This is a genomic window from Pseudomonas sp. 25 R 14, assembly GCF_900004755.1.
In the GTDB taxonomy this organism is placed as follows: Bacteria; Pseudomonadota; Gammaproteobacteria; order Pseudomonadales; family Pseudomonadaceae; genus Aquipseudomonas; species Aquipseudomonas brenneri.
This window is the reverse complement of record NZ_CVTS01000052.1, coordinates 59,498-83,664: the sequence shown is the minus strand read 5'-3', so window position 1 is coordinate 83,664 and position 24,167 is coordinate 59,498. Positions and strand designations below refer to the sequence as shown.

Below are 24,167 nucleotides of genomic sequence, written 5' to 3'. Positions count from 1 at the left end.
GAGGAGTTGACACATGATATCGGCGACAGCAGCAGATAGCGGATTTGCTTGCACCAAGGCACTGGGCCATTTGCCCATCATCCAACGTAATACCCTTGAAAGTTGGGGATGCGGGCCGGCAGGGCCACTGCCGTACGCGTGTATACACCTGGCCTTCGAGGCGCAAGCCGCAGCAGCTCCCCAGCAGATAGCCGCGCTCTGTCTGGAGCAGAGCATCAGCTATGAGCAGTTGAACCGCCAGGCCAATCGGCTGGCCCGGCACCTGATCGAGCAGGGCGTGGTGGCGGGAGACACGGTAGCGCTGTTTGTCGAGCGGTCGATCCCCATGCTGGTGGGCCTGCTGGCCGTGTTGAAAATCGGCGCGGCGTACGTGCCGCAGGATGCCAGGATCACTCCGCCGGCCCAGTTGACGATGATCCTTGAGACATTTGACCCTATCCGGGCTCAAGGACCGATTGCCGCTGGCGGCGGGCCAGCCGTGCGTGTGCCTGGATGAGTTCCTGGCGCAACAGCCCTGGGTGGCCGAGGAATGCCTGCTGGACGTCGCCGCGCCAGACCCTGCCAGCCTGTGTTTTGTGCTGTTTACCTCCGGGACCACAGGCCGGCCAAACGGGGTGCGGGTGACCCACCGTAATGTCTGCAATATCTTGCTGACGGCCCCGGGAAACCTCGGCATCAAGCCAGGCATGAGCGTTGGGCAGATACTCAACATCGCCTTTGACATGGCGGCCTGGGAGATCCTCGGTTGTCTGGCCCATGGGGCGACGTTGCTTATCCGCCAGCAAGACATCGGGGAAACGGCACGCCATTGCCAGGTGCTGATCGCCACGCCGTCGATTCTCGCGACCCTGGATCCCCGGCAATGCCCCACGCTTGAGGTGGTCGCGGTGGCGGGCGAGCCATGCCCCCAGGCCCTGGCGGACCGCTGGGCGGCCCATTGCACGTTCTACAACGGTTGCGGGCCGACTGAAACGACCATCGTCAATACCCTGCATCGGCATGTGCCAGGGGCGCGATTGACCATCGGCAAGCCGACACCCAATAACACCGTGTATGTGCTCGATGAACATGGCCAGGCCTGCGCGCCAGGGGCAGTGGGGGAGATGTGGGCCGGGGGCGATGGGGTGACGGCCGGTTATCTGCACAACCCGTTGTTGACTGCGCAACGCTACCGACCTGATCCATTCCTGGGGGCGGGCCGGATGATGTTCCATACCCGCGACCTGGGCCGCTGGACGGACGAAGGGGCGTTGGAGCATCTGGGGCGGGTTGACGATCAGGTCAAGGTCCGCGGTTTTCGCGTGGAGTTGGATGCGCTTGCCACCACGCTTGAGGCCTGCGGTGCCTGTAGCCGGGCGGTGGCGTTGAAGTTCGACAGCCAGCACCTGGTGGCATTCGTGACCCCCGCCACGGTGGATATCCCGGCAGCCAGGCAGTACTGCGCGCAACGGCTGGCCTACTACTGTGTGCCCGCGGTGATTTTCGCCGTGGACCTCCTGCCGCTCACAGCGCGTGGCAAGGTCGACAAGGCTTTGCTGCTGCAATGGGCCCGTGACAGCGAGGAGGGGCGCCAGTTGCTCCTGAGCACAGGTGGCCGAGCATGATTGAACGGTGGATGGCCACGGTGCTGCCCGCCCGGCCTGGCGGGTGGCGGCGCTGGCGTGGCAGGCCGATATTTTCCCATTACAACTGTCTGGTGGCAGGGGTGCTGATGGGCAACGGCTGGTTTGCGCTGGCGGGCTTGACCCTGCCCTTGATCGACGTGCAACAGGTGTCGCTGCTGGTGATGATTAACCTGTCCCTGGCGATCCTGGTGCGCCAGCAGTATGTAATCAACGGGCTGTTCTGGTTGGCGACGCGTATTCCCGTGAGCTGGCCGCTGTATATACGCCGCCGCGCCGCCAAGGTCTATCACTTGGGCGGGCTGCACAGCGGCGGTGCGCTGGCTGCCACGGTGTGGTTCGCGGTGCTGGTCGGCAGCCAGGGCTGGCGCTATCTGCAACAGCCTTCGAGTGTGTCGGTGCCGTGGTTGCTGGTCAGTGCGGCGCTGCTGGGTGTGTTGCTGTTGATGGTGGTGATGGCGCAGCCGGGGATTCGCCGCCGCTTTCACAATGGCTTTGAGCGCGTGCACCGGTTTGCGGGGTGGGCGGCCTTGCTGTTGTTCTGGGTGCAGACACTGCTGGCCGAGGCTCCCGCGGGGGCGGTTTGGGTATTGCTGGTGCTGACCCTGAGTATTGCGCTGCCTTGGTTACGCTTGCGCAAAGTGGTAGTCAGTCATCAGCGGCCTAGTGGCCATGCCGTGATCAGCACATTGCGCCACACCACGCCCTTTGCGGGGTCGTCCACCGCGATCAGCCTGCAACCGCTGCTGGAGTGGCACTCGTTTGCCAATATCCCGACACCGGGCCAGCCGGGTTTTCGCCTGATTATTTCCCGGGCCGGGGATTGGACGGGGCGCTTTATCGAGCAGATGCCGTCCCATGTGTGGGTCAAGGGTATTACCACGGCGGGGGTGGCCAACGTCGAGACCTTGTTCAAGTCGGTGGTGTACATCGCCACTGGCAGCGGCATTGGCCCGGTGATGCCGCATTTGCTGGCCAAGCAGGTGCCGATCCAGTTGGTGTGGTCGACCCGCAGCCCGGCCAAGACCTATGGCGAGGAACTGGTTGCAGAAATCCTTCGCGCACAACCCGGTGCAGTGATCTGGGACACCGATGTACGGGGCAAACCTGACCTGGTGCAACTGGCCTACGCGGCGGTGCAGGACTTCGCTGCCGAAGCGGTGATCTGTATCGCCAACCAGGCGGTGACGCAGCGGGTGGTCGAGGAAATGGAGGCTCGGGGGATACCCGCCTATGGGGCGATCTGGGACTCCTGAACAAGGCTCTGATGAAAATGCCTACGGCCCTGGGGGAATAAGCCCGTGCGAGCGGCGTCCTATTGCACCTATCCCCTGTGGCCATAGGCCTCGGAGCATTTCATGCCAGATCATCCATCCCCACCACGCCCGCCGTTGGGGCGTGCCAGCCTGATGCTGCGCCTGGCGGCTATTGGCGCGGTTGTTGGTGTCGTGGCGGGGGCTTTTGCCTACGTCAACGGCACACTTGACCCACAGCGTTTGCGCCCCAAGACGTTGGTCAATGCCCTGGAAACCAATAATGGCGTACACCAAGGCTACCGACGCAATCACGCTAAAGGTGTGTGCGTGGCCGGCTATTTCGAGAGCAGTCCTGCGGCTCGGGCGTATTCCAGCGCACAGGTATTCAGTGAGGCCCGCACCCAGGTGATCGGGCGTTTCGCCCTGCCCAGCGGCAACCCCTATGCCCCGGACAACAGCGTGCCGATCCGCAGCCTGGCCGTGCAGTTCAGCCAGGCCAACGGCCAGCAATGGCGCACCGGGATGAACAGCATGCCGGTGTTCCCGGTGGGCACGCCTGAGGCGTTCTACCAGATGCTCAAGGCCGGTGCCCCAGACCCTGCGACCGGCAAGCCGAACCCGGCCAGTATGCCGGCGTTTTTTGCCAGCCATCCCGAGGCCGCGCCGTTTCTGGCGTGGGTCAAGACCGCCAAGCCCTCTGCCAGCTATGCCACCGAGACCTATAACGCGATTAACGCTTTTTACCTGATCAATGCCACCGGGCAACGCCAGGCCGTGCGCTGGGGCGTGGTACCGCTGAGCCAGGATGCCAGCGGCGCCATCACGCCTGAAGGGGCGGATTCCCTGCAGGCAGATTTGATACAACGCTTGAAGGCCGGGCCGCTGCGCTGGCAATTGCAGATCACCCTGGCCAACCCCTCGGACCTGGTAGATGACGCCAGCAAGGCCTGGGTCGGCGCGCACACGGTGCTGAACGCCGGCACCTTGGTGCTTGAAAGCAGCCAGCCGCAACTGGACGGCGATTGCCGTGATATCAACTTTGACCCCTTGATCCTGCCCAGCGGTATCGAAGCCTCCAATGACCCGCTGCTGGCCGCACGTTCTGCCGCCTATGCCAGTTCATATTTGCGTCGCACCGGCGAAGTCAGCCAGTTGCACAGCGCCCCTCAGGAGTCCCGGCCATGAATGCCCAACCGCGTTTTTTTGCGCCGCTGGCGCGCCTGCTGCACTGGCTGATGGCGCTGATGGTGATCGCCATGCTGTTTATCGGCGCTGGCATGGTGGCGTCGGTTTCCGAGCGCCATGAGTGGTTGTTGCACCTGCACAAGCCGCTGGGCATTGCGATTCTGCTGTTGGTGATCGTGCGGCTGGGGGTGCGCTTTTCTACCCGTCAGCCGCCGTTGCCTGTCGACTTGCCGGCGTGGCAGGTGATGGCGGCCAAGGCTTCGCATGTGCTGCTGTATGGCTTGATGCTGATCCTGCCGTTGCTGGGGTGGGCGATGATTTCGGCGGCCGGTGATCCGGTGATGCTGTCCAGCGCCTTGCAGTTGCCCGGATGGGTGCCGGCCAATGCGCAGTTGTTTGCGGTGCTGCGCAAAGCCCACGGTTACCTCGCCTATTTGCTGTTTCTGACGGTGTTGCTGCATTTGGCGGCGGCGTTGTTCCATGGCTGGGTTCGTCGCGATGGCGTGCTGCAAAGCATGCTCGGCAAGGACTGAGGTGCAAGGGTCGCCCGCCAGTAAACCAGGGCCAGCAGGTTGATGGCGGCGCCCAGGCCACACACGCCGAGCCAGCCGGCCCAGGCATACATCATCGTCGCCGCGACCGAGCCCAGGGCGCTGCCTGCCGAATAGAACAGCATGTAGCCGGCCACCAACCTGCTCTGGGCGGCGGGGCGCACGCTGTAGATCAGGCTTTGGCTGGTGACATGCACGGCTTGCAGGCCGAGGTCGAAGGTAATCACCCCGAGCAGCAGCGCCCACAGCGAGGACTGGGTGAAGGCGATGGCCAGCCACGACACCAACATCAGCCCCAGGGCTGCGCCGCTGGTCCACTGGGCCAGGCCCCGGTCGGCCAGGCGTCCGGCATGAGCCGCGCCCAGCGCGCCAGCAGCACCGGCGAGGCCGAACAGGCCGATCTGGGTGTGGGACAGCGACAATGGCGGGGCGCTCAAGGGCAGTACCAGCGGGGTCCAGAGCACGGTGCCAGCGGCAAAAATCAGAAACGCCAGGACCGCGCGGTCGCGCAGCACTTTTTCTTCACGCAACAGGCTGAACACCGAGCCGAGCAGCTGTAGATACGAACCTGGTGCCCGGGGCTGCTCGGTGGCCGGCAAGACGCGCCAGAGCAACAGTGTCATCAGCAGCGTCAGGCCAGCCGACAACAGGTACACCGAACGCCAGCCGGCCAGGTCTGCCATGACCCCGGACACCGTGCGTGCCAGCAGCAGGCCGACCACGATGCCGCTGGTCACCAGGCCCACCACATGGCCCCGTTGCTCGGGCCGCGCCAGGTTTGCGGCGTAGGCCACCAATACTTGTGCCACCACCGCGAGCAAGCCGGTCAGCAGCAGGCCAGCCAGAAACCACAGGCTGCTGCTGGACAGGCCGAGCAGCAAAACCGCGGCGGTGGACAGCAGTAACTGGCCGACGATCAAGTGCCGGCGATTGAGCAGGTCGCCCAACGGCACCAGCAGCAACAGACCCATGCCATAACCGACCTGAGTCAGGCTGATCACCATGCCGATGGTGGCGGGGTCCATGGCGAACGTGGTGGCCATGGCATCAAGCAGGGGTTGGGCGTAATAGACATTGGCCACCGACAAACCACAGGCAATGGCGAACAGCAGCACCACGGCGCCGCTCAAAGGGGGAGTTGGCATGCTGGATTCCTTTGTGGTTTTAAAATGAAACTAGTTGTACGGTAGATAGGCCGGTTTTATATTGCAACTACATTTTTCATCAGGCAGGTGTTGCGCATGGTCAAACTCACTCGCTTTGAAAGTGCCGAATGCCCGGTGGCACGCTCACTGGAGGCCATTGGTGATGGTTGGGCGCTATTGATCATTCGGGATGCATTCGATGGCATCCGCCGCTTCGGCGAGTTCCAGCGCAGCCTGGGGATGGCCAAGAACATTCTGTCGACGCGCCTGCGCAATCTGGTGGCCCACGGGATTTTCGAGATTGTCCCGGCTTCGGATGGCAGCGCTTACCAGGAGTATGTGTTGACGCAAAAGGGCAGGGGACTGTTCGCCGTGATCATTGGGCTGCGGCAATGGGGCGAGGGTTTTTTTTACGACGAGGGCGAGGCTCGTTCGGTGATGTTGGACCGTGAGCACGGGCAGCCGCTGCAGGCCTTGGCGGTGCGTGCAGCGGATGGCCGGGTGCTCGGGCCGCAGGATTGCCTGCGGGTGGCGGCGCAATCCGGGGGCTGAACCTGGCCCCCGGGGTAAGCAGGATCAGCGCAGCACGCTGACCATATCCGCCACGGTGCTCAGCACGTCCTTGCCCAGTTGCAGCGAGCGTTTGCCGGACCAGCCGGTATGCGGATCGGGTGCATCGTCGTTGTCCTTGAACGGCATTTCCAGGGTCAGGGACAGGCAATCGAATTTCTCGCCCACGCTGTTGCACGCCAGGGTCATATTGGCCTGGCCCGGCAAGTCACGCGTGTAGCCATGGGTGGTCTGGAAGTCGCGGGTCAGGGCGCTCAAGTGGCTGCGGAAGTGTTTTTCCAGGCCTTCGATACGCGGTGTGTAACCGGGGTTGCCTTCACAACCGGCGGTGAACACGTAGGGGATTTCCTCGTCACCGTGGATGTCCAGGAACAGGTCGACGCCGTATTGCTCCATTTGCTGCTGGACGAACAGCACTTCCGGGCTTTGTTCCTGGCTTGCGCTTTGCCAGGCGCGATTGAGGTCCTGGCCCATGGCGTTGGTGCGCAGATGACCGTGAAACGCGCCATCCGGGTTCATATTCGGCACCAGGTAGAGGTCGGCAGCGGCCAGGAGTCTGTTCAGTTCGTCGTCACCGTGCTGTTGCAGGCGCTCGATGATGCCTTCCATAAACCACTCGGCCATGTGCTCGCCCGGGTGTTGTTGGGCGATGATCCAGACTTTGCGCTGCCCTGCGCCACCCTTGCCACGGCGCAGGAGCGGGATATCACGGCCTTCGACGCTCTTGCCGGTGGCCAGCAATTGCGTGCCGGCGCGGTTCAGTGCCTGGTCGATCAACCAGGCGTGACGCTCGCGGCTGTAGGGTTCGAAGTAGGCGAACCAGGCGTGTTTTTGCTCGGTCTGGAATTCGATGTGCAAGGTTTCGCCGTCAAAGCGCGTTGGCACCCGGAACCAGTTGATGTGGTCGTAGGACGCCACGGCGTTGTAGCCGCTCCAGGCATGTTTGTAGGAGGACTGGCCGGCGTTGCTCAGGCGGAAGGTATGGGTATGGCCAATGTGCATCCCTTCGGCCTTGAAGTGGAACCATTGGAAGTGCTGGCTGCGGGTATCGGGTTTGATTGCGAGCAACAATTGATGGGCATCGCTGGTGTCGAGCACCTGGATATTGCCGCTGTCGAAATCGGTGCTGATCTTAATGGAGGTCAAGGCCACGGTCATAGTCTGGTTGCCTGAATATGAGGGGTGTGGCGGGTAGTTTACACAGGCGCGGGGTAAAGTCTGGACGCAAACTTTTGCGAAAAAGAAGGGGGCGTCGTCCATGACGCAGCCGCAGCTTAGAGTCTGTGAGATTGATTCTCAAGTGCTAATTTGGAAAGATCCGGGCCAGAGCGCTTTATCGACTTTCTTTTCGCGATAGTCTTTTGCTACCATGCGCGCCATCAAGCAACACACAGTCTTCATTAGCCTGAAGCCACGCCAGAATAACTGGCAAAAAAAGACCCGGCCAAAGAGCCGGGTCAAAAACCGTGATTAGCCTGATGAGGAGATATTCCAAGAGTCCGACCTAAGGTCTCTTGGTCTATCGACTGATCTCGCGACCAGCTGCTTGCAATAATAATCATTATCATTTGCAAGTCAAATGTTTTTATCAGCCAGATAGAAATATTTTTCCTTTTGTTCCTGCATGCCTACCTGGCTATGGGGTTTTCCCGCCTGCCAGTTGCAGTGGACGCTCCAGCATGGCCTTGGCCATATCAATCAGGTACACCACCGAAAACGCCAGGTCCCGGGTGCCTCCCAGCTTGTTGTCGGCCAGTTCATAGGCGATGGCGGCAGCGCTGCGCAGCAGGTCCGACGCGTGGATCAGGGCTTCTTCACTGCTGACAGCGGGGTTGGCCTCGAACCATGTCACATCGTCCGATGCCAGGCCTGGATCTTCTTTCAAGTAGTAGTCCAGCGCGCGCTGGGCAGCGGCGCTGTCCTGCAAGAGCTTTATTTCATCATCAGGTGTACCAGGCAGGTGATCCGGGGTTGTGTTCATGAGGTCGGTGCTCTGGGTGGGAAGGTGAACAGGTGGAGCTGATAATAATACGATCTGTATTTATGTCATTTGATTGATTACTACAAACTGTTTATTGTCGCGCTGAATACACCCGGTATCGTCTGCCCCATGGATAAATGGATAGCGTTGGTCAAAGCCAACATGAAAGACCGCAAGGTCACGCAAGAGCAATTGGCCACGCGGCTGGGCATGTCCCAGGGCGGCATCGGCCACTGGCTGGGCAAGCGCCGTGTCCCCAGCCTCGCCGACATGAACCGGGTGCTCGAAGAACTGGGCCTGGGTTATCTGGAAGCGGCGCTGGTGATCCGCGAGAAGGGCGACGCCCCGGCAGACGACGAAGCCGCGTCGGCCGTTCAATACAACCCGTATTTTCGCTATCCCGTGAAAGACTGGAAACAGCCCATCCAGGTGCACGAGCAGCGGCCAGCCTATGGCCAGGCGCGTTTTCAGGCGAGCGACTACGATGCCGACGGCGAAGCGTTCTGGCTCCAGGTCTACGGCGATGCAATGACCGCACCCAGCGGGCCGAGTATCGCCGATGGGATGATGATCCTGGTGGACCCGGCCCTCGACGCCGAGCCCGGCAAGTTGGTGGTGGCCCAATGGGCCGGCAGCAGCCAGGCGACCTTTCGCAAATTGATCGAGGAAAGCGGCCAGCGTTATCTGGTGCCGCTCAACCCGACCTATCCAAAGGCGCTGCTGACCGATGCCTGCCAGATCATCGGCGTGGTGGTACAGGCCACGGTGAAGTTCTAGGCCAAGGCCTCCAGCTCCACCAAGGCGCTGCCTTCGCCGACCATTTCGCCTTCCTGGCAATACAGCGCCTTGATCACACCGGCATGGGGTGCGCGAATGCTGTGCTCCATCTTCATCGCTTCGAGCACCACCAGTTGCGTGCCAGCCTCGACCGTCTGCCCGACGTCCACCAGCACCCGCACGATGCTGCCGTTCATCGGCGCAGTGAGGCCGCCCTGATGCGCCTGCCCGGCATCGACGGCGGCGATCGGATCAAACAGCGTCACACTGCGCATCTCACCTTGCCAGCGCAGGAACAGCGTCTGTCCATGGCGTACAGCCAGGTGCGAACGGCGTAGGCCGGCATCCTCGATCAGCAGGTGCTCGTTACGCAGTTGTGGCGCGGCGTTGGTTTGCAGGGTCACCAGGCGGTCCTGGCCGTCGCAGCTCAAATGCAGTGACGTCTCGGCGGGCAGGCCCGCGCGAAAGCCCAATGCCGCAGCCCACGGCGAGGCGAGGTCATCTTCGCGCAGCCGGGCTGGCTGGCTCTGCATGAAACCATGGCCAGCCGCCTGCCAGAACTCATCGCTCAACTCACTGGCGGCAGGCAGCAGTTGCTCCTGGTACCGCGGGATAAACCCGGTATCTAACTGCGCCGCAGCGAACGCAGGGTGGCCGATGATGCGTCGCAAAAAGCCCAGGTTAGTCTTCAAACCACCGACCGCAAACTCATCCAGCATGCTCAGCAGGCGCAGGCGCGCCTGTTCGCGATCCTCGCCCCAGGCAATCAGTTTGCCGAGCATCGGGTCGTAGAACGGGGAGACGTCGTCACCTTGCTCGACGCCGCTGTCCACCCGGCGTCCCGGGCCTGGCGCCGACTCGCGGTACAGCGCCAGGCGCCCGGTGGCCGGCAAGAAATCATTGGCAGGGTCTTCGGCATACAGCCGCACTTCGATGGCGTGACCGCGCAACGGCACCTGATCCTGGGTCATCGGCAGCGGTTCGCCCTGAGCGACACGGATTTGCCAGGCCACCAGATCCAGGCCGGTAATGGCCTCCGTCACCGGGTGTTCCACCTGCAAGCGGGTGTTCATCTCCATGAAGAAGAACTCACCACGCGCATCCAGCAGGAACTCCACCGTGCCAGCACCGACATAGCCAATCGCCTGGGCCGCACGCACTGCCGCCTCACCCATGGCCTGGCGCAGGGCAGGGCTGAGACCGGGTGCCGGCGCTTCTTCGACGACTTTCTGATGCCGACGCTGGATCGAGCAGTCGCGTTCATTGAGGTACAGGCAATGACCGTGTTGGTCGGCAAATACCTGGATCTCCACGTGGCGTGGCTGGATCAGGTATTTCTCCACCAGCATCTGCGCGTTGCCAAACGACGACTGTGCTTCACGCTGGGCCGAGGCCAGGGCTTCGGCCAATTGGCTTTCGTCCTCGACCACTTTCATGCCCTTGCCGCCACCGCCAGCAGTGGCCTTGAGCAGCACCGGGTAGCCAATGCGCGCAGCAGCCTGGCGGAAGGTTTCCAGATCCTGGGCGGCACCGTGATAACCCGGCACCAGCGGTACGCCAGCGGTTTCCATCAAGGCCTTGGCGGCGGACTTGCTGCCCATGGCATCAATGGCCGAGGCGGGCGGGCCGAGGAAAATCAGCCCGGCGTCAGCAATCGCCCGCGCAAAGCCCGGGTTTTCGGAAAGAAAGCCATACCCCGGATGAATCGCCTGGGCGCCGCTGGCCTTGGCGGCGGCGATCAACTTGTCGATCTGCAGGTAGCTGTCGGCAGCCTTGCTGCCGCCCAGGTCCACGCGGATATCGGCTTCGCGGCTATGGCGCGCATCGCGATCAGTAGCGCTGTGCACGGCGACGGTGGTCATCCCCAGTGCCTTGGCCGTGCGCATGACCCGGCAGGCGATTTCGCCACGGTTGGCCACCAGCACGCAGGTAATCAACGGTGAACTCATGAACGAGGCTCCTGGGACTGCCAACTGGGTGCACGTTTTTGCAAAAACGCGCGCAATCCTTCCTGGCCTTCGGCGCTGACGCGGATGCGCGAGATGGCGTTTTCGCAGTAACGGCGCAACGCTGGAGTGAGCGCGCCGTTGCCGACTTCGCGCAGCAAGTCTTTGCTGGCACGCATGGCCGCCGGGCTGTTGAGCAGCAGGTTGGCGGTCCATTGCTCGACCTGTTGATTCAGCTCGGCGAGGGGGTAGCTTTGCGCCAGGAGCCCGATGGCCTGGGCCTGGTGGCCGTCGAAGCGCTCTGCGGTCAAGGCATAACGCCGTGCCGCGCGTTCGCCAATCGCCTGCACCACAAATGGGCTGATCACCGCCGGGGCGAGGCCGATGCGCACTTCCGACAGGCAGAACTGCGCGTCATCGGCGCCAATGGCCATGTCGCAGCAACTGATCAGGCCCAGGGCGCCGCCATAGGCCGCACCCTGGACCACCGCGAGTGTCGGGATCTTCAGCTTGGCCAGGTTGTACATCAACTCCGCCAGCTCGCGGGCGTCGTCGAGGTTGGTGTGGTAGTCCAGCTCAGCCGACTGTTGCATCCAGGCCAGATCCGCGCCGGCGCTGAAATGCTTGCCGCGCCCGCGTACCAGCAAAAAACGTAGCGAGGCATCGGCCTGGACCTGGTCCAGGGCAATGATCAGCTCACGGATCATTTCGGCGTTGAAGGCGTTGTTCTTCTGTTCCCGGCTCAACCACAGCGTGGCAAAGCCACGGGGGTCGTTCACCAGTTCCACGGTGTTGAAATCGCTCATGGGTGCAGCTCCAATTACATGCGGAACACGCCGAAGCGGCTCGGCTCGATGGGGGCATTCAGCGCGGCGGACAGGGCTAGGGCCAGCACGTCACGGGTCTGCAAGGGGTCGATGACGCCGTCATCCCACAGGCGGGCGCTGGAGTAATAGGGGTGGCCCTGGGTTTCATACTGGTCGAGGATCGGTTGCTTGATCTGCGCCTCTTCCTCGGCGCTGAACCCCTGGCCACTACGTTCGGCCTGTTCGCGCTTGACTTGCACCAGCACACCGGCGGCCTGTTCGGCGCCCATCACGCCAATACGTGCGTTGGGCCACATCCACAAAAATCGCGGATCGTAGGCGCGCCCACACATCCCATAGTTACCGGCACCAAAGCTGCCGCCGATGATCACCGTGAATTTCGGCACCTTGGCGCAGGCTACCGCCGTGACCAGCTTGGCGCCGTGCTTGGCGATGCCGCCGGCCTCGTACTTCTGGCCGACCATGAAGCCGGTGATGTTCTGCAAGAACAGCAGGGGAATCCCGCGCTGGCAGGCCAGTTCGATAAAGTGCGCGCCTTTTTGCGCCGCTTCAGCGAAGAGGATCCCGTTGTTGGCGAGGATCGCGACAGGATAGCCATGCAAATGGGCAAAACCGCAGACCAGCGTGGTGCCGAACAGCGCCTTGAATTCATCGAATACCGAGCCGTCCACCAGCCGCGCAATCACTTCGCGCACATCGAACGGCTGCTTGGCATCGGCCGGGATCACGCCGTACAGCTCGTCGCTGGCATACAGCGGCGCGACGGGTGTGCGCTGTTGCAACTGCCCCTGTTTGCGCCAGTTGAGGTTGGCGATGCTGCGGCGGGCCAGGGCCAGGGCGTGTTCGTCGCTGTCGGCGTAATGGTCGGCTACCCCGGAGATCTTGCAGTGCACATCGGCACCGCCAAGGTCTTCGGCGCTGACCACTTCGCCCGTGGCGGCCTTCACCAGCGGCGGCCCGGCGAGGAAGATGGTCGCCTGCTGGCGCACCATGATCGCTTCGTCCGCCATCGCCGGCACATAGGCACCACCGGCAGTGCAGGAGCCCATGACCACGGCAATCTGCGGGATGCCCTGGGCGCTCATGTTGGCCTGGTTGAAGAAGATCCGCCCAAAGTGCTCGCGGTCGGGAAACACTTCGTCCTGGCGCGGCAGGTTAGCGCCGCCGGAATCCACCAGGTAGATGCACGGCAGGCGATTCTGTTCGGCGATGGTTTGCGCGCGCAGGTGTTTTTTCACGGTCAGCGGGTAATAGGAGCCACCTTTTACCGTGGCGTCGTTGGCGACGATCATGCACTCGACGCCTTCGACCCGACCGATTCCGGCGATCACGCCAGCGGCGGGTACGTCTTCACCGTAGACCTGATACGCCGCCAGTTGGCTGAGCTCAAGGAACGCCGAACCCGGGTCGAGCAGGCGGTTGATGCGTTCGCGCGGCAACAGCTTGCCACGGGAAGTGTGGCGCTCCTGGGCCTTGCTGCCGCCGCCTTGCTGGACCTGGGCAAGCAGGGTGTGCAGGGCATCGACTTGTTTGAGCATTGCCGCGCTGTTGGCGGCAAACTCTGCCGAGCGTGGATTGAGTTGGGTGTGCAGGGTGGCCATGGTGCACTCCCTCAGCGGGTTTCGTTGAACAGTTCGCGGCCAATCAACATGCGCCTGATTTCACTGGTACCTGCGCCGATTTCATACAGCTTGGCATCGCGCAGCAGGCGGCCGGCCGGGAATTCATTGATATAGCCATTGCCGCCGAGAATCTGGATCGCATCGAGGGCCATCTGCGTCGCGCGTTCGGCGCTGTACAAGATCACCCCGGCGGCGTCCTTGCGTGTGGTTTCGCCACGCTCGCAGGCCTGGGCCACCGCATAGAGGTAGGCGCGGCTGGCGTTGAGCTGGGTGTACATGTCGGCGACCTTGCCCTGGATCAGTTGGAACTCGCCGATGCTCTGGCCGAACTGCTTGCGGTCGTGGATGTACGGCACGATCAGGTCCATGCAGGCTTGCATGATCCCGGTCGGGCCACCGGAGAGCACCACGCGCTCGTAGTCCAGGCCACTCATCAGCACTTTGACGCCGCCATTGAGCGCGCCGAGGATGTTTTCTTCAGGCACCTCGACGTCGTCGAAAAACAGCTCGCAGGTGTTGGAGCCGCGCATGCCCAGCTTGTCGAACTTGTTGCTGCGGCTGAAGCCTTTCGAGTCGCGCTCGACGATAAACGCGGTAATGCCGTGGGCGCCTTTTTCCAGGTCGGTCTTGGCGTAGATCACGTAGGTGTGGGCATCGGGGCCGTTGGTGATCCAGGTCTTGCTGCCGTTGAGCACATACACGCTGCCGCGTTTGTCGGCGCGCAGCTTCATCGAGACCACGTCGGAGCCGGCATTCGGCTCGCTCATGGCCAGGGCGCCGATGTGCTCGCCGCTGATCAGCTTGGGCAGGTACTTGAGTTTTTGCGCGTGGCTACCGTTGCGGTTGATCTGGTTGACGCACAGGTTGGAGTGCGCACCGTAGGACAGCGCCACCGAGGCCGAGCCGCGGCTGATTTCTTCCATGGCCACCACGTGGGCCAGGTAACCCAGGCCGGCACCACCGTATTCTTCCGGCACGGTGATGCCCAACAGGCCCATGTCACCGAACTTGCGCCACATATCCACGGGGAACAGGTTGTCGATGTCGATCTGCGCCGCCCGTGGCGCCAGCTCCTTGGCCACGAAGGCCTGCACCTGGTCGCGCAGCATGTCGATGGTTTCACCGAGGGCGAAGTTCAGGGTCGGGTAACTCATGGGAGGGCACCTATAAACATTATTGTTGTGGGGCTGGCGATGCCATTGGGCGATCACCTTTACGTTAACGTAAACTTGCGTTGCATGACTGTCAATCGTAGCTTACGTTAACGTCAAGCTCGCGCCTGATCGGCGCACCGTCCACCTACAAAAAAGACAATAGGGGTCGTCATGGATCAACCGAATCAGAGCTACAGCCGTGGCCCACAGGACAAGGCCCTGCTGGCCATGACCATTGGCCAGGCATTTGACCGCACAGTGGCGCAGTACCCGCAGGGCGAGGCCCTGGTGGTGCGCCACCAGCACCTGCGCTACACCTGGCGACAACTGGCCGCAGCCGTGGACCTGCATGCACGCGCTCTGCTGGCCCTGGGTTTGCAAGCCGGGGATCGCCTCGGCATCTGGGCGCCGAATTGTGCCGAGTGGTGCATCAGCCAAGTGGCCAGCGCCAAGCTCGGGGTGATCCTGGTCAATATCAACCCGGCCTACCGCAGCAGCGAGCTGGAATACGTGCTCAAGCAGTCGGGTTGCCAGTGGTTGATCTGCGCCGGTTCGTTCAAGTCCTCCGACTATCACGGGATGTTGCAGGCGCTGGTGCCCAAGCTGACGGAGCAGGGCGCTGGCCAATTGCGCTGTGATCGGTTACCCGAACTGCGCGGGGTGATCAGCCTGGATGCACGACCGCCCTCGGGGCTCCTGCCCTGGTCGCACTTGTCGACCCTCGGTGCAGGAGTCCCCGTGCAGCAGTTACACCAGCGCGAGGCCAGCCTGCACTTCGACCAAGCCGTCAACATCCAGTACACCTCCGGCACCACGGGCTTTCCCAAGGGTGCCACCCTCAGCCATCACAACATCCTCAACAACGGCTACATGGTCGGCGAAAGCCTGGGCCTGACCGCCCAGGACCGCCTGGTGATCCCGGTGCCGCTCTATCATTGCTTCGGCATGGTCATGGGTAATCTGGGCTGCATTACCCATGGCACCACCATGATCTATCCCAATGACGGTTTCGACCCGCTGCTGACCCTGACGGCCGTGGCCGAAGAACGCGCCACTGGCCTGTACGGCGTGCCCACGATGTTCATCGCCATGCTCGATCATCCGCAGCGCGACGAGTTCGACCTGTCGACCCTGCGCACCGGGATCATGGCCGGCTCTACCTGCCCGATCGAGGTGATGCGCCGGGTGATCAGCGACCTGCATATGAGCGAAGTACAGATTGCCTACGGCATGACCGAGACCAGCCCGGTGTCGCTGCAGACCGGTGCGGATGACGACCTGGAGCGTCGCGTGACCACGGTCGGGCGCACCCAGCCACAATTGGAAAGCAAGATCATCGACGAGGCCGGCAACACCGTGCCACGCGGGCAGATCGGCGAGTTGTGTACCCGTGGCTACAGCGTGATGCTCGGCTACTGGAACAACCCCGAGGGCACCCGCGAAGCCATCGACGACGCCGGCTGGATGCACACCGGCGACCTGGCGAGCATGGATGAGCAGGGCTATGTGTGCATCGCCGGGCGCAACAAGGACATGATCATTCGCGGTGGCGAGAACGTGTACCCGCGGGAACTGGAGGAGTTCTTCTTCACCCACCCGGCGGTGGCCGATGTGCAGATCATCGGCATTCCCGATGAGCGCTACGGTGAAGAGATCGTGGCCTGGATCAAGTTCCATCCGGGGCATGTGGCCAACGAGCTGGAACTGCAAACCTGGTGCAAGGGGCGCATTGCGCACTTCAAGACGCCGAAGCACTTTCGGTTTGTCGAAGCGTTTCCGATGACCGTGACGGGCAAGATCCAGAAGTTTCGTATGCGTGAGATCACGATCGAGGAACTGGGGCGCGAACCCTGAGGCCTGGCCCAAACCTGATGTGGGGTTGGGCTTGTGTGGGAGCGGGCTTGCTCGCGATAGCGGAGTATCAGTCAAGTATTCATCAATTGACCCACCGCCTTCGCGAGCAAGCCCGCTCCCACAGGGGATTGAGGGGGCACAAAATGCATTTCACCCAGACAGCACAAAGGGGAGCCGAAGCTCCCCTTTAATTTGTTGTTACGTGCTCTTTTTTTATTATTGAGGGGCGGTCTATTGTTGTTTTTGGCAACCGTGGCCCTTTACCGCTGTTTTTGGCGACCCCCATCCGGGGTCAAGAGCAAACGTATTTTTTTGAGCGCTGATCTGCTTCTTCGCACGCGATCCAACCAGTGGGTAGCTACCTTGAGGTAGTTTTATTGTTCTCTGCCCGGTTGCGAGTGGCGGCTTGCGCCGTACCCTGCGAAGCACATCTTCTCCAAAAAAATCTGTTAGCTGCGTCTCTGCCGTGTTGTTTTTGTTATGTCAGAGTCGTTACGTCTTATTTTTATTAGGTTTGGTGCTTTTTATTCTTGTTATGCCATAGAGATAGCAGAAGCCGTGCCAACTTTTTAAAACCCTTTAAAATCAATGGTTTGATTTTTTCGTGGGAAATTTACTTCAGGAAATGCGACAAAATATGTTCCCGTGTTACCCGATGTGTAGCCGCGAGGTAACACATCGTCACGGGTGCGCTACTCAATGGGCACTGCGGGCCTTGGCCACGCGTGAGCCGGTGGGGCGACCCAGGACCGTACAGATCTGTTGGCCCGCCACGATCAACGTGTCCATGTCGATGCCGGTCTCGATGCCCAGGCCGTTGAGCAGGTACAGCACGTCCTCGGTCGCCACGTTGCCGCTGGCGCCCTTGGCATAGGGGCAGCCGCCGAGGCCGGCGATAGAGCTGTCGAACACCTCGATACCCTCCAGCAGGCTGGCGTAGACATTGGCGATGGCCTGGCCATAGGTGTCATGGAAGTGCCCGGCGAGTTTTGCCCGTGGCACGTCCTTGCCCACCACCTCGAACATCCGCCGAGTGGCGCCTGCGGTGCCGGTGCCGATGGTGTCGCCCAAAGACACCTCGTAGCAGCCCATGGCATACAACTCACGGGCCACTGCGGCCACTTGTTCTGGGGCGACCTGGCCTTCATACGGGCAGCCCAGCACGCAGGACACATACCCGCGCACACTGACGCCATGCTGCTGCGCTGCCGCCATGATGGGCGCAAAGCGCTCCAGGCTTTCGCTGATGGAGCAGTTGATATTGCGCTGGGAAAACGCCTCGGACGCCGCCGCAAACACCGCGACCTCCTTGACCCCGGCCGCCAGCGCGTCCTCGAACCCGCGCAGGTTCGGTGCCAGGGCGCCGTAGATCACCCCCGGCTTGCGCTGGATCTGCGCAAACACCTCGGCCGATCCGGCCATTTGCGGCACCCATTTAGGCGAGACAAAACTGCCGACTTCGATATAGCCCAGGCCCGCCGCACTGAGGGCGTCGACCAGACGTACCTTGTCGGCCACGCTGATCGGTTGCGCTTCGTTTTGCAGGCCGTCGCGCGGGCCGACTTCGACCAGGCGCACATGGGAGGGGAGAGACATGGGATCTACCTTTTTTATTGGGGTTGGCCGACCTGGCTCTGGATTGTCTGTTCCAGGGCCTGGGTGCAACGTTCTTCGGCGGTGTCCAGCTCCAGCTTCATCTGTTCGATGTCGAGCAACTGTTGTTCCAACTGCTCGCGACGTTCGCTGATTTTCGCCAGCATGCTGTGCAGCTGTTTTTGATTGCCGCTGGTGGGGTCGTAGAGCTCGATCAACTCGCGGCACTCGGCCAAGGAAAAACCGATGCGCTTGCCGCGCAGGATCAGCTTCAGGCTGACTTTGTCCCGTGGCGAATAGATACGCTCCTGGCCCCGGCGTTCGGGGCTCAAGAGACCTTGTTCTTCATAGAAGCGAATGGCCCGGGTGGTGATGTCCAACTCGCGGGCCAGGTCGGAGATGCTGTAGGTCGTGCTCATGGTGGCGCTCAAGGAGGGTCTTGGCGCTACGCTAATGGCTGCTTGACGTAAACGTCAAGCAAATCACCGCCTACGGGTTATCCAACTTCTTCTCGCGCGCCGTGACCTGCTGGCACAACTCGATCATCTGCTCACGCATCCAGCGGTTGGCCGGGTCCTGGTCGGTGCTTTCATGCCAGTACAAGTGGGTTTCCACCGGCGGCACATCATTGACCGGCAGGTTGAACGAGTGCAGGTCGTTACGCCTTGCAAAGCGCTCGGGTACGGTCATCACCATATCGGTCTGCTGCAATACCTGGGAAGCCATCAGGTAATGCTGCGAACGCAGGGCGATCTTGCGCTGGATGCCCATCTTGCCCAGTGCCAGGTCGACGTGGCCCAAGCCATTGCGGCGGCTGGAAATATGAATATGGGTCAGTCCCAGGTAGTCATCCAGGCTGAATTTTTCCTTGCCCGCCAGCGGATGCCCCTTGCGCATGGCGCACACGTAGCGGTCTTCCATCAGCTTGACGTGACGCACTTGCGGGTCGGTGTTCAGGGGCGCGTCCACCGCAAAATCCAGGCGCCCGGCGGCCAGTTCCTTGGTGGTTTCCCGGCGCTTGGACAAAAAGCTTTCGATGATCACCGTGGGCGCCAGGCGGCGCAGGCGCTGGAACAGCGGCGGCAGGATCACGGCCTCCGTGAGGTCGGTCATGCTGATGCGGTAGGTCTTGGCCGCTTGCAACGGGTTGAAGATCCGGCTTTCCTGCACCGATACCCGCAACAGCGACAAGGCGTTGCGCACCGGGCCAATGATGTTCTGGGCCATGGGCGTCGGCACCATGCCTTGGGCGGTGCGCACGAACAGCGGGTCGTTGAAGGTCTCGCGCAGGCGTGCCAGGGCGTTGGATACGGCCGGCTGGGTAATGCCGACGATCTGCCCGGCGCGGGTCAGGTTGGCTTCGGTGTAGATCGCGTCAAAGACGATGAAAAGATTGAGGTCGACCTTGCTCAGATTCATTTCGCTGCGCTCTTCTTGTTAGGTTTTCATGCGCCGATCATATATCGGTGATGAATGTTAATACACGCCGAGAATAGGCTAGGTAAATTATCAACGCTGTTCTAGCATCGATTGCATGACCTAAACAACCTCTCAAAGAAGGGAGCTGCTCATGGATTTTGCCTATTCGCCCAAGGTTCAGGAACTGCGTGAACGCGTCACCGCGTTTATGGATGCTTACGTTTACCCCGCCGAGCCGGTGTTTGAACGCCAGGTCAGCGAAGGTGACCGTTGGCAGCCCACCGCGATCATGGAAGAGCTCAAGGCCCGCGCCAAGGCTGAAGGCCTGTGGAACCTGTTCCTGCCGGAGTCCGAGCTGGGCGCTGGTCTGACTAACCTGGAATACGCGCCGCTCGCAGAAATCATGGGCCGTTCCTTGCTCGGGCCGGAGCCCTTCAACTGCTCGGCGCCCGACACCGGCAATATGGAAGTGCTGGTGCGCTACGCCAACGAAGAGCAGAAACAGCGCTGGCTGGAGCCGCTGCTGCGCGGGGAGATCCGCTCGGCGTTCGCCATGACCGAACCGGACGTGGCTTCTTCCGACGCCACCAACATGGCCGCCCGCGCTGAACGCCAGGGTGACGAATGGGTGATCAACGGTAAAAAGTGGTGGACCTCCGGCGCCTGTGACCCGCGCTGCAAGATCCTGATCTTCATGGGGTTGAGCAACCCGGATGCGCCGCGCCACCAGCAGCACTCGATGATTCTGGTACCGGTGGATGCGCCCGGTGTGAAAATCGTCCGCCCGCTGCCGGTGTTCGGCTACGACGACGCACCCCATGGGCATGCCGAGGTACTGTTCGACAACGTGCGGGTGCCGTACGAAAACGTCTTGCTGGGTGAAGGCCGAGGCTTTGAAATTGCCCAGGGTCGCCTTGGCCCCGGGCGTATCCATCACTGCATGCGCTCCATCGGCATGGCCGAGCGCGCCCTGGAATTGATGTGCAAACGCTCGATCAGTCGCACTGCCTTTGGCAAGCCGCTGGCGCGCCTGGGTGGCAACATCGACAAGATTGCCGACTCGCGGATGGAAATCGACATGGCACGCCTGCTGACCTTGAAGGCCGCTTATATGATGGACACGGTCGGCAACAAGGTGGCGAAAAGTGAAATCGCCCAGATCAAGGTCGTGGCACCGAACGTGGCCTTGAAGGTGATTGACCGGGCGATCCAGATCCACGGCGGTGCCGGGGTCTCCAATGACTTCCCGCTGGCCTATATGTATGCCATGCAGCGCACCCTGCGCCTGGCCGACGGCCCGGATGAAGTGCACCGGGCGGCGATTGGCAAGTTTGAAATTGGCAAATATGTGCCTAAAGAGCTGATGCGCAGCGGCCAGTAAGGCCGCGTCGCCTGTATCGCGAGCAAGCCCGCTTCCACACTGTGGGAACGGGCTTGTCCGCGATAGCGGGGGGCAATCAACCCCCGTCTTCAGGCTTCAATAAACCCAGACCTCCACCCGACGATTCTTGATCCGCCCCTCATCCACGCTATTGGTCGCCACCGGCATCTCGGCGCCAAAGCCGCGAATATCGCGCAACACCACACCACTCTTGAGCAGTTCCCGGCGTACCGCCATCGCGCGCAATTTCGAGAGCAATGCCGCGCGCTGCGGATCACTTTTGGCATCGCCAAACCCCACCAGCGTCACCCGTTTGTCGAGCTTGTCGTGGCTGCTGAGATAAGCCACCACCCGCGCCAGGTCCTGGCGTGCCTTGTTGTCCAGGCTGGCACTGCCTTCTTCGAAGCGGAAGTTCACAGTCAGGCGCTGCGCCTCGCGGGCGATGGCCTGATAGGTCGCGGGCATCGGCGCCCGTGGCTGCACGGTGATGGCCTGGACCTGTTGGGCAATAAACCCATTGGCGGCAACGATGGCCTGGCCTTGGGCGCCTTGGGCAAAGTCCACCAGCGCTGCGGCCCAGGGGTTCGTATTATTGGGTGGCAGGTAGAAGAACAAGCGGCGCGACAGTGGGTAATCCTCGGTGGCGATCAGGCTGTTCTGCGGCAACATGGCCTGGGAGTCGCCGTCACTGATGGCCGCCGCCTTGGCCTGGCGTACGTAGGGCAGGCCAATAAAACCAATGCCTTGTGGGTCGCGACTGACCGCGTCGGACAATTGCTCGCTCGATTCGAAGCGCTTTGCCGTGCTGTCGAGGGTTTTGCCGTGACGGTTGAGCACCAGTTCCTTGAAGGTGTCGTAGGTGCCGGATTGATCATCGCGGGCGTATAGCTGGATCTTGCCACCGCTGCCGCCCAAGGCTTCCCAGGTACTGATTTCACCGCTGAAAACCTGCGCCAGTTGCCCGCTGCTCAAGGTGTGCAGTGGGTTGCGTGGATGCAGGATGATTGCCAGGCCATCAATGGCGATCACCTGTTCGGCGCCGGGGCTTTTCAGGTCGCCCAGGGGTTCGAGCTCGACCAGTTCACGGTCCTTGATCGGGCGCGAAGCGGCGGCCAGGTCCGCCTCGGCATTTTTCAGCGCGACAAAGCCGGTGCTGGAACCATGGGCGGCGATTTCCACTGACACACGCTGGCCTTGGGCCGTACTGCCGACGATGCGTTGCTCATTGGGGCGGGGCGCCGGCTCGCGGTGTATGGCCTTGAGCCCCTGTTGTTCCATCAAGCCTTTGACCAGTGCCGGCCCCAGCGCCGCGCCAATGGTGTTGGAGCCCTGGATGCGCAGGGCCGGACCGTGTTCGGGAAAGTGAAGAGGGGTTGCAAGGACCACAAGAGGAAAAGTGCTGCAGAGTGCCAGCAGGTACAGAGCGCGCAGCATCATGCCGCCACCTTCTCAAGCCATAGGAAGTGCGGGCAGATTAAGTCAGTAAGGTTTCCATAATATGACTGGCGCCCAACAGAGCCAAATGTATTCACAGATCTAAATGTGGGAGCGGGCAAGCCCGCTCCCATATTTTTGACTGCGTTGTCGCAAGAATCAGCTCAGTTCAAGCCAGATCGGCGCGTGATCCGAGGGCTTTTCCAGGCCGCGCAGTTCATAGTCCACGCCGGCATCCTTGATTCGTGGCAACAGGCCATTGGAGGCCATGATCAGGTCGATGCGCAGGCCGCGCTTGGGTTCGTCTTCAAACCCACGGCTGCGGTAATCGAACCAACTGAAGCGATCTGCCACGTCCGGGTTCAAGTGCCGGAAGCTGTCGGTCAGGCCCCAGTTCTTCAGGCGGGCCATCCACTCGCGCTCTTCCGGCAAGAAGCTGCATTTGCCGGTCTTGAGCCAGCGCTTGGCGTTGTCGGCACCGATACCGATGTCGCAATCCTCGGGGGAAATGTTGACGTCGCCCATCACTACCAAGGCCTGGTCATTGCTGAACTGGCTTTCTAGCAACTGTTGCAGGTCTTCGTAGAAGCGCTGCTTGGCCGGGAACTTGGTCGGGTGATCGCGGCTTTCGCCCTGTGGGAAATAGCCGTTCATGATGGTGATCGGGTTGCCATGCTCATCGGCAAAGGTGCCCCAGATAAACCGGCGCTGGGCATCCTCTTCGTCGCTGGCAAAACCCTTGTGCAAGGCCAGCGGTTCCTGGCGCGAAAGCAGGGCGACACCGTAGTGGCCTTTCTGCCCGTGGTAGTACACGTGATAGCCCAGGGCCTGGACTTCGGCCAGCGGGAATTGGTCGTCGTGGACCTTGGTTTCCTGCAGGCCGATCACGTCCGGTTGATGTTTCTCGATCAGGGCCGCCAGCTGATGAGGCCGGGCGCGCAGCCCGTTGATGTTGAAGGAGACGATTTTCATGGTCGGCAGTCCAGTCTGGCAAAAGGGCGATGCTAGCCGACAAGTCGGACGGGGGCCAGCGTGGCGATAGGACAGATGCACTGCTAATGTCTCTCAGGGAGCCAATGGCAGGGAACGACTCAGTTGCCCCGGGCTCGTAACAATAAGAGCGCGACCTGTTGAGTTGCGTCCAGGGGAGAGACGACTGATGCCCGACACCTCGACCGCTATTGCCCAGGTCCACCTGCTCGACAGCGGCTATTCGCGCGAAGCGCGTTCGCTGCTGTATCACGCCTATCGCCATGAGCCGACCTTTGCCTACCTGTTCGAAGCCGAGCGTTCCGGCTACGAGCAGCGGGTACGCGCCACCGTGCGCGAGTTGGTCAAGCAGCACTTTCTCCAGGAATTACCGGCCATTGGCCTGCTGGTCAATGACCGCCTGATCGGCATTGCCCTGATTGCACCGCCGCAGCGGCGCCTGGGCATCACTGAAAGCTGGGCCTGGCAATTGCGCATGTGGCTGGGCACCGGTTTCAGATGCACCCGGCGCTACCTCGACTACCATCAGGCGGTGTTGGCCTGCCTGCCGTCCGCGTCAGTGCATGTCTTGCCGTTGCTGGGGATTCACCCGCAATTTCAGGGCAAACATTACGGTGAGCAACTGCTTGAGGCCGTGCATAACTGGTGTGCCGAAGACCCGCACTCCCAGGGCGTGGTGCTGGACACCGGCAACCCGCTGTACCTGGAATTCTACAAGCGACAGGGTTATGAAGAAGTGGGCGAGGTGGCCGTAGGACCGATCCTGGAGCATGTGTTTTTTCACCCGAATCCACAGGTGTTACAACCTGCAACGCCTTAACACAGAATTATTCAGATGATTCCCGGTTCTAAGGTGCTCC

At 61.7% G+C, this 24,167-nt stretch carries 20 protein-coding genes and 1 pseudogene; 9 read left to right on the top strand and 12 right to left on the bottom strand.

Annotation, left to right across the window (positions count from 1 at the left end):
* Positions 1-13 precede the first annotated feature (13 nt).
* From BFQ03_RS18895 to BFQ03_RS29205, 4 genes and pseudogenes are all read left to right on the top strand, one after another.
* Positions 14-1,604, top strand: a pseudogene (locus BFQ03_RS18895) (AMP-binding protein).
* Entirely contained in the window at positions 1,601-2,878 is a 1,278-nt protein-coding gene (locus BFQ03_RS18890) for a membrane protein (protein WP_032860261.1), read from the top strand. Before BFQ03_RS18895 ends, BFQ03_RS18890 begins: the two are co-directional and overlap by 4 nt.
* Positions 2,879-2,980: 102 nt before the next feature.
* A complete protein-coding gene (locus BFQ03_RS18885) occupies positions 2,981-4,063 on the top strand; it encodes a catalase family peroxidase (protein ID WP_065943663.1) in 1,083 nt (360 codons plus the stop codon).
* Positions 4,060-4,596: a cytochrome b gene (locus BFQ03_RS29205; protein WP_065943664.1), complete on the top strand. Its 537-nt coding sequence runs from the start codon at positions 4,060-4,062 to the stop codon at positions 4,594-4,596. Before BFQ03_RS18885 ends, BFQ03_RS29205 begins: the two co-directional genes overlap by 4 nt.
* Here the strand turns inward: BFQ03_RS29205 and BFQ03_RS18875 are convergent.
* Positions 4,494-5,759 carry an MFS transporter gene (locus BFQ03_RS18875; protein ID WP_083204866.1) on the bottom strand — a complete coding sequence of 422 codons (1,266 nt, stop codon included), beginning with the start codon at positions 5,757-5,759 and terminating at the stop codon, positions 4,494-4,496. The two genes, BFQ03_RS29205 and BFQ03_RS18875, sit on opposite strands and share 103 nt — an antisense overlap.
* Before the next feature lie 96 nt (positions 5,760-5,855).
* Here BFQ03_RS18875 and BFQ03_RS18870 point away from each other — a divergent pair, with 96 nt between their 5' ends.
* Positions 5,856-6,311, top strand: a complete 456-nt coding sequence (locus tag BFQ03_RS18870) for a winged helix-turn-helix transcriptional regulator (RefSeq protein ID WP_032860258.1) — start codon at positions 5,856-5,858, stop codon at positions 6,309-6,311.
* A 24-nt stretch (positions 6,312-6,335) separates the two neighbouring features.
* Here BFQ03_RS18870 and BFQ03_RS18865 read toward each other — a convergent pair whose 3' ends face one another.
* Complete coding sequence (locus BFQ03_RS18865) at positions 6,336-7,487, bottom strand: M14 family metallopeptidase (protein WP_032860257.1); 1,152 nt, start codon at positions 7,485-7,487, stop codon at positions 6,336-6,338.
* A gap of 478 nt (positions 7,488-7,965) precedes the next feature.
* Positions 7,966-8,310, bottom strand: coding sequence for a DUF6124 family protein (locus tag BFQ03_RS18860; RefSeq protein ID WP_065943665.1), 345 nt, complete (start codon positions 8,308-8,310; stop codon positions 7,966-7,968).
* A 129-nt stretch (positions 8,311-8,439) separates the two neighbouring features.
* On the opposite strand from BFQ03_RS18860, the gene BFQ03_RS18855 reads away from it, so the two are divergent.
* Positions 8,440-9,087: a LexA family protein gene (locus BFQ03_RS18855; protein WP_032860308.1), complete on the top strand. Its 648-nt coding sequence runs from the start codon at positions 8,440-8,442 to the stop codon at positions 9,085-9,087.
* On the opposite strand, the gene BFQ03_RS18850 is transcribed toward BFQ03_RS18855, so the two are convergent.
* Genes BFQ03_RS18850 through BFQ03_RS18835 form a run of 4 tightly spaced genes read right to left on the bottom strand, consistent with a single transcriptional unit; the run spans position 9,084 to position 14,636 of the window.
* On the bottom strand, positions 9,084-11,036 hold the full coding sequence (locus tag BFQ03_RS18850; protein ID WP_065943666.1) for an acetyl/propionyl/methylcrotonyl-CoA carboxylase subunit alpha: 1,953 nt from the start codon (positions 11,034-11,036) through the stop codon (positions 9,084-9,086). The two genes, BFQ03_RS18855 and BFQ03_RS18850, sit on opposite strands and share 4 nt — an antisense overlap.
* The gene (locus tag BFQ03_RS18845; RefSeq protein ID WP_032860254.1) at positions 11,033-11,839 is read right to left on the bottom strand and encodes a gamma-carboxygeranoyl-CoA hydratase; all 807 of its coding nucleotides are present in this window, start codon (positions 11,837-11,839) and stop codon (positions 11,033-11,035) included. The genes BFQ03_RS18850 and BFQ03_RS18845 overlap by 4 nt, the downstream gene beginning before the upstream one ends.
* A gap of 14 nt (positions 11,840-11,853) precedes the next feature.
* Positions 11,854-13,461, bottom strand: coding sequence for a carboxyl transferase domain-containing protein (locus BFQ03_RS18840; protein ID WP_032860253.1), 1,608 nt, complete (start codon positions 13,459-13,461; stop codon positions 11,854-11,856).
* A gap of 11 nt (positions 13,462-13,472) precedes the next feature.
* The gene (locus BFQ03_RS18835; protein WP_032860252.1) at positions 13,473-14,636 is read right to left on the bottom strand and encodes an isovaleryl-CoA dehydrogenase; all 1,164 of its coding nucleotides are present in this window, start codon (positions 14,634-14,636) and stop codon (positions 13,473-13,475) included.
* Positions 14,637-14,807: 171 nt separating this feature from the next.
* Between BFQ03_RS18835 and BFQ03_RS18830 the strand changes: the two genes are divergently transcribed.
* On the top strand, positions 14,808-16,490 hold the full coding sequence (locus tag BFQ03_RS18830) for an AMP-binding protein (RefSeq protein WP_065943667.1): 1,683 nt from the start codon (positions 14,808-14,810) through the stop codon (positions 16,488-16,490).
* Positions 16,491-17,186: 696 nt separating this feature from the next.
* Here BFQ03_RS18830 and BFQ03_RS18825 read toward each other — a convergent pair.
* The 3 genes from BFQ03_RS18825 to BFQ03_RS18815 all read right to left on the bottom strand — a co-directional run bounded on the left by BFQ03_RS18825 (position 17,187) and on the right by BFQ03_RS18815 (position 19,502).
* Positions 17,187-18,086, bottom strand: a complete 900-nt coding sequence (locus BFQ03_RS18825; RefSeq protein ID WP_065943668.1) for a hydroxymethylglutaryl-CoA lyase — start codon at positions 18,084-18,086, stop codon at positions 17,187-17,189.
* Positions 18,087-18,100: 14 nt separating this feature from the next.
* Positions 18,101-18,502 (bottom strand): MerR family transcriptional regulator, encoded by a 402-nt coding sequence (locus BFQ03_RS18820; RefSeq protein WP_029298346.1) that lies wholly within the window; start codon positions 18,500-18,502, stop codon positions 18,101-18,103.
* 70 nt (positions 18,503-18,572) lie between these two features.
* Positions 18,573-19,502: a LysR family transcriptional regulator gene (locus BFQ03_RS18815; RefSeq protein WP_032860249.1), complete on the bottom strand. Its 930-nt coding sequence runs from the start codon at positions 19,500-19,502 to the stop codon at positions 18,573-18,575.
* A gap of 151 nt (positions 19,503-19,653) precedes the next feature.
* Here BFQ03_RS18815 and BFQ03_RS18810 point away from each other — a divergent pair, with 151 nt between their 5' ends.
* Complete coding sequence (locus BFQ03_RS18810) at positions 19,654-20,883, top strand: acyl-CoA dehydrogenase (protein ID WP_065943669.1); 1,230 nt, start codon at positions 19,654-19,656, stop codon at positions 20,881-20,883.
* 96 nt (positions 20,884-20,979) lie between these two features.
* Here BFQ03_RS18810 and BFQ03_RS18805 read toward each other — a convergent pair whose 3' ends face one another.
* Together BFQ03_RS18805 and xthA are read right to left on the bottom strand one after the other, a co-directional pair.
* Positions 20,980-22,320, bottom strand: coding sequence for a substrate-binding domain-containing protein (locus tag BFQ03_RS18805; RefSeq protein ID WP_065943670.1), 1,341 nt, complete (start codon positions 22,318-22,320; stop codon positions 20,980-20,982).
* A 156-nt stretch (positions 22,321-22,476) separates the two neighbouring features.
* Complete coding sequence (xthA, locus tag BFQ03_RS18800) at positions 22,477-23,289, bottom strand: exodeoxyribonuclease III (protein WP_032860246.1); 813 nt, start codon at positions 23,287-23,289, stop codon at positions 22,477-22,479.
* Between the two features lie 187 nt (positions 23,290-23,476).
* On the opposite strand from xthA, the gene BFQ03_RS18795 reads away from it, so the two are divergent.
* Complete coding sequence (locus tag BFQ03_RS18795; protein ID WP_032860245.1) at positions 23,477-24,127, top strand: GNAT family N-acetyltransferase; 651 nt, start codon at positions 23,477-23,479, stop codon at positions 24,125-24,127.
* The last annotated feature ends 40 nt before the right edge of the window (positions 24,128-24,167 follow it).